This window comes from Candidatus Limnocylindrales bacterium, assembly GCA_035571835.1.
GTDB lineage: Bacteria > Desulfobacterota > Binatia > UBA1149 > CAITLU01 > DATNBU01.
The window spans coordinates 77,418-89,102 of sequence record DATNBU010000029.1 but is presented as its reverse complement, the minus strand read 5'-3'; the positions used below and the strand labels follow the sequence as shown (position 1 = coordinate 89,102).

Sequence of the window (11,685 nt, the reverse complement as noted above, 5' to 3'; positions counted from 1 at the left end):
CCGGTCATACGACCCGGGCGGCCCCGCTACTTCTTCTCTTCTTTCGGCACCTGGGCTTCGACGTTGATCTCGATCTCGACCTCGTCGCCGACGAGGTAGCCGCCCGAGTCGAGCGTCTTGTTCCAGATGATGCCGAAGTCCTTGCGGTTGAGCGTCGTGGTGCCCGCGACGGCAATCTTCTCGTTGCCCCACGGATCTTTTCCCTTGCCGAACCACTCGACGTCGAGCACCACCGGCTTGGTGACGTCGCGGATCGTAAGGTCACCGGTAAGCTTGCCCTTGGTGTGATCGCTGTTCACGTCGGTCAGCTTGCTGCCTTTGAACGTGATCGTCGGGAACTTGGCGACGTCGAAGAAGTCCGGGCTCTTCAGATGATCGTCGCGCTTGGTTTCGTCGGTATCGATGCTCGCGACTTCGATCGACGCGGTCGCGTTGACGGTGTCGCGCTTGTCCGGATCGACGACGATCGTGCCGCTGAACTTCTTGAAGCGACCGGGAACCTTCGAAAGCAGATGGCGGACCTTGAATACGATGCTCGAGTGCGCGCGATCGATCTCGTAAGTGGTTTCGGCTGCGAACGCCGAAGCGGAGAGGGCGAGCGGAGCGACGAGCGCGAGCACGAGTGCCGTGCGGCCAAAGGGGTGACGGAATTTCGCCATCTGCATTCTCCTTGAGGGACCGGGGATACGGTCCGTCTTGTGTTGCAAATACCGGGATGCGACGAGATCAGGCTTCTGCGGCCGCAGCCGGACTGCGCAGCGTGATCAGCGTGATCTCGCGAGGAGAGAATACCCGAACCGGCTGGCCGGTCACCCCGAGGCCGAGGTTCACATGCAGCGTCGAGTTTCCGAGCTGGTAAGTGCCGCGCGGAAAGTCGCTGATGAAATGCGCGAGCGAGGACGGGCGTGACGAAGGCCACGGCAGCGCAAGCTGCCCTCCATGGGTGTGACCGGACAGGACGAGGCCGATTCCCAATGCGGCGGCCTGTCCGAACAGGTCGGGCCGATGAGAGAGCAGCACAACCGGCTCGCCGGCAGGAACACGCTCGGCGAGCCGCGGCAGAGCCGGGTGCTCGCGAACTCCGCGCGTCCAGTCGAGCCCGGCATCGTTGAGACCGAGTACGTTCAGCCGATGGCCGCCGCGCTCGATGACGATGCTTTCGTCTCGCAGCACACGGAACGGCGTCAGGCGCCGAAGCGCGGCCGTTACGTCGTCGGCGCCCGTGTAGACGTCGTGATTGCCGAGGATCGCAACCACGCCGTCGCGCGCGCGCAGGCCGCCGAGCACCGGGAATGTCTCCATCACGTGGTCGAGGCCGTCGGTGATGTCACCGGTTACGACGGTAAGATCCGGAGACAGCGAATTGGTGCGCTCGACGTGGCTCGCGAGCGCATCGACCGTCATGTAGCCGCCGAGATGGATGTCGCTCAGCTGTGCGATCTGATAGCCGTCGAACTCCGGAGCGAGGCCCGGCATGACGACGTCGAGCTCGAGCACGTGGACGCGGCGCTGACCCGGCCCGTACCCCCACGCGATCAGCGAAGAGACGACCACGAGCGCGACCGATCCCGTCATTCCCGCCGCGCCGGCGACGTCGGCGGCGGCAACGGGCGAGCCGAGGCTCGAAGCAATGCCCAGCGCCGCCGCGATCAGTGCCCACACCGCGCCGTTGGCAAGCAGCACCACGAGCCCGAATAGCGACGTGAACACGACACCGACGTACGCGCGCACGAACGGACTGCTGCGCGCACCGGCCGGCCCCGGCCGCGATCCGAGTATCCGGCGGTTGAGCATGTGCAGCCCGACCGGGCCGAGCACATGAATCGGCCACGGAACGTGCAGCCGCAGAATCATGATGAGCACCCACGCCATGCAGACCCATTCTGCAATCGCGCCGGTGAAGACGACGAGTCGAAAGAAGTACCGCCAGAAAAGGCGCTGGAGTTTCCTGAAGGGGTTTTTGTTCATTCCGTCAGCGAAACAGATCCTGGGCCCGCGGCCGCACGAGGTTTCCGGCATTCTCGTTGCCGCTCTCCCAGGAAAATCCCCGGACGAGCGCTGCCGGAATGCCGCCGGCCTTGCTCATAACCATCCCGGCGGCGGCCGCCACCTGATCGGCAACCGCAATCACCGTGTGCTCCAGTGTCCGGCCCGTCCAGTCGGGGCGTCCGATGTAGTCGTCGAGCACCTTCATGCCGGCTGCGCCGATCGCGAAGTCGAGTTGACCGAGCCGCCACGGCCGTCCGAACGTATCGGTGACGACGACCGCGACTTCGACGCCGAAACGCTCGCCGAGCTGCTGCCGCAGTCGCGCGGCCGAAGCATCCGAGTCGACCGGGAGGAGCGTGGCCTCGCTTCCGGTCGCCTGGTTCGACCGGTCGATTCCGGAGTTGGCGGCGATGAATCCCTTGGCAGTGGCGGTGATCAGATGCCCGTCGTTCATGCGCAGCACTTCTCTGGCTTCCTGCAGCGCGAGCTCGATCATGGCCGGATCTTTCTCGTACTTCTTCGCGAAGCCGCGCGCTTTCTCGCCGGGCACCACGTCTTCGAGCCGCACGATGCGCCCCTCGGCCTTGGAGACGACTTTCTGGCAGACGACGACGATGTCGCCGGCACGAAGCTGAACGCTGCGCATGATCGCGTCGCCGACGAGACGGGCGAGATCGTCGCCGGGCCCGATCGCCGGAATGCCGGTCAGCGGAAAAATCGATACAGCGCTCACTTCGTGTTGCTCCGTTTCCTGCCCGAACCGAAAAAGCCCGAGAGGAGGAAGCGCGCAAGCGTTTCGGCCCGTTCGGGATCGACGAGCAGAATATCATGCTCGGCCACGGCTACACCTTGCGGAAGCCCGCGAGCGGGCGCGTCGCCCGGCGCCACGATGAGCCGCGAGGCGACATCCTTGTAGATCGACGCGATGGCCGAATTGTCCGTGCGTCGTCCCATTGACCGCAACATTGCGGCAAGCGGCCCTTTGACTGCGCGGCCGCCGATCAGCGGGCTCACGGCAACGACGCGATCGCGTACTCGGGCCAGAGCTTTGCGCACGCCGGGAACCGCGAGGATCGGCCCGAGGCTCACGAACGGATTGCTCGGCGCGAGGATCACGATGCGCGAGCGCGAAATTGCGTCGAGCACGCCGCGCGCAGGCCTTGCTGTTCGCGCACCGCGATAACGCACCCGGACGACGCGTGGCCGCGCGCGGCGGCGCACCAGATACTCCTGGAACGCAAGATCGCCAGTCGTGGTCGTAACGATGGTCCGCACCGGATCGTCGCTCATCGGCAGCACGCGTACGCGGATTCCGCGTGCGGCCGACAGCTCGCGCGTCACGTCGCTCAGCGTCGCGCCTTCGCTCAGGCGGCGCGTTCGCTGGATGTGGGTTGCAAGGTCGCGGTCGCCGAGCGCGAACCAGCCGGCTCCGCAAAGCGTGTCGAGCTCGGCGCGAACCGAGAACGAATCGTCCTCGATTCCCCAGCCGCGTTCGATCGGAGCGATGCCGGCAAGCGTGTACAGGATCGTGTCGATGTCGGGCGAGACGTGCAGCCCGTAGAACACATCGTCGTCCGCGGTGTTGACGATGACGGTCAGGTCTTTGGCCGGCACCACGCGAACCAGCCCGCGAAGAAGCCTGGCCGCACCGACACCTCCGGCAATCAGCGTGATCACGAATGAAACCTGTAACGCAGAGGTGTCAGGCGGGAAGTGCTCGAGGTCCGGGTGCGCTCAGTGGGCCGCGGCAACAGCTGCTGCGGCGCGGGGCGCCGTAATATGCGCGCCGGCATCCGAAGCCGTGCCTGGAGCGTGAGAATCGCCGCCGACGAGAGGGACCGCGTCTCCGTACGTCGTGTTGCGCTGGCGCGGCGTGCGTCCCATGCGCCGGATCATGGCTTCGAGCTCTTCGACGGACGTGAACTCTCCGGCATCGGCGCCGGCCTCGCGCGAGATGCTTTCCTCCATCAGTGTGCCGCCGAGATCGTTGCACCCGGCCGCAAGCGACAGCGTCGACAGCTCGTGCCCGAGCTTGACCCACGACGTCTGCAGGTTGTCGATGAGGCCGCGCAGCATGAGTCGGCTCGTCGCATAAACGGCCAGATCGAGCTGGCCCTGCGGGATCGGCGAGACCAGGCCCTCTTCGTAAAGGCGCGTCTCCTGCCAGATGAAACGCAGCGGCACGAACTCGGTGAAGCCGCCGGTGTCGGCCTGGATGTGGCGGAGAAGGTCGACGTGGCGTGCCAGATGCATCGGCGTCTCGAGATGCCCGTACATGATCGTCGACGTCGTCGGCACGCCGAGCGAGTGCGCGGTGCGGATGATCTCCACCCACGTCGCGGTGTCGAGCTTCTTGTGGCTGAGGATCTCGCGCACCTCGTCGTCGAGGATCTCCGCGGCCGTGCCGGGGATCGTGTTCAGGCCCGAAGCCATGAGCTCGCTGATGTACGAGCGGTAATCCATCTGCGACCGGCGTGCGCCGTAGAAGATTTCCATCGGCGAGTACGCGTGGATGTGAAGCGAAGGAAACGCCTCGCGCACCGCGCGCAGGATCTTGAAGTAGCCGTCGCTCGGCATCTCGGGATTGATGCCACCCTGCATGCAGACTTCGGTGGCGCCGCGCTCGACGCCGTCGCGGATGCGCGCAATCACGCTCTCGATCGAATCGTCGTAGGCGAGGGGGCTCGTCTTCAGATGGGCGAACGCGCAGAACTTGCATCCGACAAAGCAGATGTTGGTCCAGTTGACGTTGCGGTTGACGACGTACGTGACGACGTCGCCGACATCCTCGCGGCGCACGTGATCGGCTGCCGCAACCAGCGCCGCAAGGTCGTTGCCGCGCAGGCCGAAAAGATGCGCGCCTTCGTCGACGCTCGGCCGCGTGCCGGCAACGGCCCGTGAAAGGATGCCGGCTGTGTACGGGTCGATGCTGGAAAGGCGCGCGTCGAGCGATCGCTCGTCGTCGATGAGGAACTCGACGCGGTCCGGATGCGCTTCGGTCTGGTAGCTCATGAAGCGGCTCCTTCGATGCGCGCGAACCCGCGGCGCGAGCGCACGCCTTCGGCAGCTGCGAGCATCTCGGGCGCCATCCAGTCTTCGGTCAGGTACTCGTCGTAGACCGGAAGGCGCGGCTCGAGCGTAAATCCGTTCTCGTTGCACAGCGCGCGAAGCGCTGTGACCGCGGGCCATGCGGCCTCGGGATTGACGTAGTCCTTGGTCAGCGGCGAGATCCCGCCCCAGTCGTTGATGCCCGCGCGGATCAGGTGCACGAGGTTGTCGGGGCTCAGGTTCGGCGGCGCCTGAAGGTTCATCTGCGGACCGAGAATGATGCGCGCCAGCGCGACGGTGCGAACCATTTCGTCTTCGGTCAGCTCCGGAGCGCCGGCCATGCCCGTGCATTCCTTTGCACGGAAATTCTGCACGATGATCTCCTGGATGTGGCCGAGCTCGCCGTGCACGCGCCGCAGCGCGAGCAGGCTCGCCACGCGCTCGGCTTCCGTTTCGCCGATGCCGACGAGGATGCCGGACGTGAACGGAATCGCGAGCTGTCCGGCTTCGCGGATCATGCGAAGACGCCGCACGGGCTCCTTGTCGGGCGCATGGTGATGCGGCATGCCGCGGTCACGAAGGCGCGGGCTGATGTTTTCGAGCATCAGCCCCATGCTCACGTTGAGCGGACGCAGCCGCTCCATCTCCGCTTTGGAAAGCAGCCCGGCGTTGGTGTGCGGAAGAAGGCCTTCGGCAAGCGAGACCGAGCACGCGAGCTCGACGTACTCGGCCGTCGAGCCGACTCCGTGAGTTTCGAGGAAGTCGCGAAAGCCGCGAAACGCGATCTCCGGCTTGTCGCCGAGACACATCAGCGCCTCGATGCATCCGAGCTCGTGCCCGCGCCGCGACCAGTCGCGGATCTCGTCGGGCGTCATCGTCCATTCGCCGGCGCCCTCGGGGTCGCGGCGGAACGTGCAGTACGAGCAGCGGTCGCGGCAGAGGTTGGTGACCGGGAGAAAAACCTTGGGAGAGTAGGTCAGCGTGCGGCCGTGCATCGAGTCGCGCGATGCACCGGCGATTTCGCAAAGGCTCGGAAGATCGGAGGCGGGAATCTGCAGCAGCGCATAGGCGTCGTCATCGTCGAGCGGCTCGAGACGGGCTGCTTTTTCGAGTGCAATGTCCGCCGGATTGGCCATCGAGGTTTCGACCCTTGCTTCGCGGCTGCGCCGCGAAGCCTGTGACCGCGAAAGTGCGGTCAGGAAGCGGGTTTACGCAGCCCCCTGCGGGTTGTCAACGAGCCATGTCCGGACAGTCGAGACCGAGTTTGTCCATGCGATACTTGAGGATCCGACGGGTCGTTCCGAGCAGCTCCGCCGCCCGCGTCTGGTTGAAATACGTCTGCTGGAGCGCCTCGCCGATGATGTCGCGCTCGAACTCGTCGACGGCGTCCGCGAGGGACTTGGTGCCGCGCAGAACGGCCTGGCGCGCGTCTTCGCCGCTCTCGCCAACGCCGCTGTCGAGATCACCCGGAAGCTGGTCGAGACCGATCACCGGTGCGCCGCCGCTCAGCACGAGCAACCGCTCGATCACGTTCTCGAGCTCGCGCACATTGCCGGGCCAGTGGTGTGCGAGCAGGCGGTCGACGAGCGCCGGCGCCAGCTCGCGCGTCCTGGTGCCGAGCTCCTGGCTCTTGCGCTCGATCATGTGCCGGATCAGGTGCGGAAGATCGCCGCGGCGTGCCCGCAGAGGCGGAAGCTCCACCGAGACGACGTTCAGCCGGTAGTAGAGGTCCTTGCGGAAGCGGCCTTCGCCGATCGCATCGACGAGGTTGCGGTTGGTCGCTGCGACCACGCGCACGTCCACGTGCTGCGGCTTGGCCGCGCCGACGCGCTGGATCTCGCCTTCCTCGAGCACGCGCAGGAGCTTGGCCTGAAGGCCCGGGCTCATCTCGCCGATCTCGTCGAGGAAAATCGTGCCGCCGTCGGCCGCTTCGAAGCGACCGATCTTCTTGTCGACGGCGTCGGTGAACGAGCCGCGCTCATGGCCGAACAGCTCGCTCTCGAGCAGGTTGTCCGGGATCGCCGCGCAGTTGAGCGTAATGAGCGGCTTGCCGGCGCGCGGGCTCTGGTAGTGGATCGAGCGTGCGATCAGCTCCTTTCCGGTCCCGGACTCGCCGATCACGAGCACGGTCGACTTGGTGGCGGCAACGGCCTTGATCGTGCGGAACACCGCCTGCATCTCCGGCGACTCGCCGACGATGTTCTCGATTCGGTAGCGCTGGCCGACCGCTTCGCGCAGCTCCTCCACCTCGTGCTTGAGCTGCGAGTGCTCGCACGCACGCTGCGCGACCAGGCGCAGCTCGTCGATGTCGAACGGCTTGGTCAGGTAGTCGAACGCGCCGAGCTTCATGGCCGTGACTGCAGTCTTGATGGTCTTGGTGGCCGTCAGCATCACGACGGCGACGCGTGTGTTCTTCGCGCGGATTCGCTCGAGCGTCTCGAGCCCGTCGATCCCCTGCATCAGCACGTCGAGGAAGATCAGGTCGCAGTGGTTGGTCGCGAGCCATTCGAGCGCGGCTTCGCCGGAGGACACGGTCACCGGCTCGGCGCTGTCTTTGAGAACCATGCGCAGCGATTCGCGCACTCCGGCTTCATCATCGACGATCAGGACGACAGGTTTGGCGCTCATTGCTCTTTTGCCTTTGGCCGCGCTGCGGCGGCGGAACCTCGAGCAGACGACGAGGCGGTGCGTTGAAGTGGAGCAGGTTCGGAGACTTCAGCGGCGGAACTGGCGTGCCACTCGATCTCGATGTCGCCGTCGGTGGCACGCACGTCGAGGTCAAAGCCGGCGCGGCGCGCGGCGTCGCGGGCGATCGCGAGGCGCCACGGCATCTCGCTGTCGCCGAGCCACTTGCCGAGCCGGTCGATGGCCGAGCCTCCGACAGGAATGCGGATCGTGATCGCCGGGCGGCCGGTCGCAAGGTCGGCCGTTGCCGGTATGGCGGGTTCGCTCGCCCGTGACCGGCATTCGGCGACGATCGAGTCGGCGATGAAGCGGGCGTGCGCGACGTCGCAGCGCACCCGGAGCGCGCCGCGTGCCGCAACCTCGAGCGCAGACTCTGCGCCGGCGGTCTCGACGGCTTCGCCGAGCACGTCGACGAGATCGATCTGCTGGACGGATGCCGGATCGGGCAGCCGAGTCCCGAGCTCGGCGTAGCGCTGAAGAAGATCGAGATGGCCGTCGATCGCCTCGCACGCCATCGTTGCCAGCTGCGCGAGCTCGCCGCCGCCGTCGGCCTGAAGCCCGGCGAACGTCTTGATCGTCGACATCGGATTGCGGATGTCGTGCGCGAAGGCTGCGAGCACGGATTCGACCGTTGATCGAGGTCCTGCAGATTGCGTAGCGGCTTCGGAAGCTTGCGCTACGTGTTCGGAAGCAGCGTCGGAGGGTTTCGCTGCGCGCGGCGGCGGCGCCGAAGCGATCGGGACGACGACTGCGCGGCGAGTCGATGCAGCTGGCTCCGCCGGAGCGTCGGCAGACGCATCGGGCTGCGCGGCCGCCCGGGGCCCGATCGCCGGTGCGAAAAGAAGATGTGCGGCGTCGATCTCGACCGAAGCGCCGGCGTCCGGCGCTTCGACGACGCGGCCAAGCACGCTACGGGTCACGACGGCCTCGAGCTCGGTGACGTTGCCGGGCCACGGGTACGTTGCGAGAAGGCGTTGCGCATTGTCCGTGAACACGCAGCCGTCACGGCCAAGAGCGGATGCGACCGGCCCGGCCACTGCCGACGCGAGCGCAAGGATGTCGCCGGACCGCTCGCGAAGCGGTGCAAGACGGACGGTAATGCGCGACAGCAGGGCGACCAGACCCGGTGCGAGCGATCCATCGGCAACCTGCGCATCAGGATCATCGCCGGTCGTGACGACGACGCGGCGCTGCGGGTTCACCGCGAGGTAGCGCTCGAACGCGCGCTGCTCGCCCATCGGCCGCCGGTCAACCGCCGGAGCCCACAGGACGCGCCCGGCGTCATCGAGTCGGCCGACGGCAGAGGAGAGCGGATCGTCTTCCTGCCAGACCGCCGGCTCGCGCCCTCCGTCCCAAGACCGCGCGAACGCATCAGCGACCGCTTCGGCTCCGGTGCCGGGCTCTCCCGGGATCCAGACCGGTCCGGCGAGCCGTGCCGCCGCCCCAAGCATCGTCGCCGCCGAATCGGAAATCCGGGACAGACACTGATTTCCGGAAATCGGGGACAGACACTGATTTGCCGAAATCGGGGTCTGACCCCGATTTTCGTCGCCGGCGTCCAGCTCGAGCAGCTCGCGAATCTTTCGCCGCAGGACGAGGAGATCGCAGGGGTTTCGCAGCACACTGCATCGATCGGATTCGAGGTCGGACCGTTCGATCCGGGCGTCCGAAGCGACGAGCAGCAGAACGCGGGCGGCGGCGGACCGGAGGCCGGCCACAACGCGGCGGACCTCAGCGGCGCGCGGGACGTCTGCAATGATCAGCTCGGCATCGGCCGGGATGTCCGCGCTACTGCAGCGGAGGATCGCGTTCCCCGTCGCAGCTGCTTCGACCAGCGCGGCGGTTGCCGGAGACGCATCGACGAGGGCGATCCTCGCCATCTACGCAACCGTCTCCATGCGCGCCTCGTACGGCGTCTCGTCCTCGAGCCGGGCGATCTCTCGCGCGTCTTCGCGAACATCCTGGCTTGGCATCTGCGTCTCGACCTGGCGTCGCGTGTTGAGCGCTGCAAGGCGCTCCGGCAGCAGCTCCACGCGGAACGTCGTTCCGCGCGCGGGAGCCGTTTCCACCGCGATCGTTGCGCCGGCTTCGTCGAGAATCGTCTTGACGAGGGCGAGCCCGAGACCGGTACCTTCGCGGCGAGTCGTAAAGAAAGGCTCGAAGATTTTCGACGCGACCTCGGCCGGCATGCCGGCGCCGTCGTCGTGCACTTCGACGACGATGCGGTCGAGCGCGCACGTGGCCCCGAGCCGGTTCGACGCCGACACGCGTACGCGTCCGCGGCCGCCGCACGCCTGGATGCCGTTGACGACAAGGTTGATGACCACCTGCCGAAGCTTGTCCTCGTCGATCGCCGCGCGCTCCGGAAGCTCCTCGCTTGCGAAGTCGAGCGCGACGCCGGCGCTGCGCGCATGGCTGCGCAGAAGCTGGCACGTGCGATTGACGGTCTCGGCGATGTCCGTCGCCGACGCGTCCGATTCCTGGCTCGAAGAGTCGGCCGGCCGAGCGTAGCTCAGGATCTCGCCGACGAGTGTGCAGATGCGGTCGATCTCGGCCAGCGTGAGGTCGAGAAAACCGTTGCGAAATTCTTCGTCTGCATGACGTTCCGGAAGGAGCTGCGTGAACGTGCGGATGGAGACCAGCGGGTTGCGGATCTCGTGCGCAAGACCGGCCGCCATGCGTCCGACGGATGCGAGGCGCTCGGTGCCGGCTGCGGCCGCTCTCAGCGTTGCGACCTCGCACGCCAGCGCTTCGCGCGCCGCGACCAGCGCGAGGCGTGCGCCGACGCGATCGCAAAACTCGAGGTCGTCGGCGGTATAAGGAGAACGATCCGGGCGAGGGCCGATCGCGACCACGCCGAGGACTTCGCCGCCGTCGGTGATCGGCAGCACAAGCTCGAGCGCTGCGGCTGTCATCACACGCTCGAGGGACGCGACGCCGGACGCCGCGGCGTCGCTGCGGCGGATTGTCGACGACCGCACCAGAAGCGAGCGCGGTGCGCGGCCAAGGGCTTCGGCCGCCGCATCAAGATCGGCGGCTAACGCGTTGTCGCCGCTGTGAAAGATCGTATGGCCACTGCGGCAGATCAGGGCTGCGTAGGCGGGCCGCAGGGCAAGGCGGATCGCGTCGAGAGTGGCGCGAGCAAATTCCTCGGTGGACGCAGGATTCTTGATCGCGCGGTCCAACAGATACGCGCATTCGGCATGACGCCCGCGCACGGACTGCGATATCCTCACGACGCGCCGAGCTCCGCCCTGGCCATCCACAACATCCCCAACCTCCACCACCACGACGAAGTCCGGGCCGGATACAACATCCGTCCGACTACGTGAGTCCCGCGAGAATACAGTGCCCTGCGTCTGAGGGTCAACTTTCGCGGCGCAGATTCGTACGCGGTGGGCCGGACGTCGATAAGGGCCCATCTGCTGCGTTGTCGCCGCTTCGCTCGCTCAACGTACGGGAAGTACGCCTCGCTCGCTCTCGCGGGCTCCGCCTTGCATCTGGGCCCTTCTCGACGCCCGGCTCGTAAGCCGTTGGCTCTCGGCGCGGGTCGTGATGTCTTTTACGCCAAGGGCGTGTGGGTTTCGTAATTCGTCTTTCGTTTTCTTCGGCGACGGTTGCGGATGGCGGCGGCGGTGAGGAGGGTGGTGCCGATGGCGATGAAGTAGAAGCCGCCGCGGCGGACGATGCGGTAGTATTCGTACTTGGTGGTCGCCGACTCGTAGAGGAGCTGGGCGTCGGTGGAGGGGTCGAGGATCGACGGGGTTCCGGAGAACGGGAGGCGTACCGATTCGCCGCCGGCGGCGATCGCTTCGTGCTTGCGATCGCGCCACTCGATCATCTTGGTCCAGCCGGCTGCGGCGTTGGCAATGCCAAGTGCAACGAACGCCAGTCCGATGGCGACGAGCATCGTGGAGCGGCCGCGACTCATCGACGTCGGTCTAGCAGCCTGAGGCGGCAAAT

The 11,685-nt window shown here is 66.5% G+C and carries 10 protein-coding genes; all 10 read right to left on the bottom strand.

The window, feature by feature from the left end:
• Positions 1 to 26 precede the first annotated feature (26 nt).
• The 10 genes from VN634_12800 to VN634_12755 all read right to left on the bottom strand — a co-directional run bounded on the left by VN634_12800 (position 27) and on the right by VN634_12755 (position 11,632).
• Complete coding sequence (locus VN634_12800; protein HXC51761.1) at positions 27 to 659, bottom strand: YceI family protein; 633 nt, start codon at positions 657 to 659, stop codon at positions 27 to 29.
• A gap of 67 nt (positions 660 to 726) precedes the next feature.
• Positions 727 to 1,968 (bottom strand): metallophosphoesterase, encoded by a 1,242-nt coding sequence (locus VN634_12795; protein HXC51760.1) that lies wholly within the window; start codon positions 1,966 to 1,968, stop codon positions 727 to 729.
• Between the two features lie 4 nt (positions 1,969 to 1,972).
• Positions 1,973 to 2,722 carry a coenzyme F420-0:L-glutamate ligase gene (cofE, locus tag VN634_12790; GenBank protein ID HXC51759.1) on the bottom strand — a complete coding sequence of 250 codons (750 nt, stop codon included), beginning with the start codon at positions 2,720 to 2,722 and terminating at the stop codon, positions 1,973 to 1,975.
• Positions 2,719 to 3,666: a 2-phospho-L-lactate transferase gene (gene cofD / locus VN634_12785; GenBank protein ID HXC51758.1), complete on the bottom strand. Its 948-nt coding sequence runs from the start codon at positions 3,664 to 3,666 to the stop codon at positions 2,719 to 2,721. Before cofD ends, cofE begins: the two co-directional genes overlap by 4 nt.
• A gap of 57 nt (positions 3,667 to 3,723) precedes the next feature.
• Positions 3,724 to 5,001, bottom strand: a complete 1,278-nt coding sequence (gene cofH, locus VN634_12780) for a 5-amino-6-(D-ribitylamino)uracil--L-tyrosine 4-hydroxyphenyl transferase CofH (protein ID HXC51757.1) — start codon at positions 4,999 to 5,001, stop codon at positions 3,724 to 3,726.
• The gene (gene cofG, locus VN634_12775) at positions 4,998 to 6,173 is read right to left on the bottom strand and encodes a 7,8-didemethyl-8-hydroxy-5-deazariboflavin synthase CofG (GenBank protein ID HXC51756.1); all 1,176 of its coding nucleotides are present in this window, start codon (positions 6,171 to 6,173) and stop codon (positions 4,998 to 5,000) included. The genes cofH and cofG overlap by 4 nt, the downstream gene beginning before the upstream one ends.
• A gap of 94 nt (positions 6,174 to 6,267) precedes the next feature.
• Positions 6,268 to 7,665, bottom strand: coding sequence for a sigma-54 dependent transcriptional regulator (locus tag VN634_12770; GenBank protein ID HXC51755.1), 1,398 nt, complete (start codon positions 7,663 to 7,665; stop codon positions 6,268 to 6,270).
• Positions 7,662 to 9,602 (bottom strand): hypothetical protein, encoded by a 1,941-nt coding sequence (locus VN634_12765; protein HXC51754.1) that lies wholly within the window; start codon positions 9,600 to 9,602, stop codon positions 7,662 to 7,664. Before VN634_12765 ends, VN634_12770 begins: the two co-directional genes overlap by 4 nt.
• Complete coding sequence (locus VN634_12760) at positions 9,603 to 10,940, bottom strand: ATP-binding protein (protein ID HXC51753.1); 1,338 nt, start codon at positions 10,938 to 10,940, stop codon at positions 9,603 to 9,605.
• Positions 10,941 to 11,284: 344 nt separating this feature from the next.
• Positions 11,285 to 11,632 carry a hypothetical protein gene (locus tag VN634_12755; GenBank protein ID HXC51752.1) on the bottom strand — a complete coding sequence of 116 codons (348 nt, stop codon included), beginning with the start codon at positions 11,630 to 11,632 and terminating at the stop codon, positions 11,285 to 11,287.
• Positions 11,633 to 11,685: the final 53 nt, after the last annotated feature.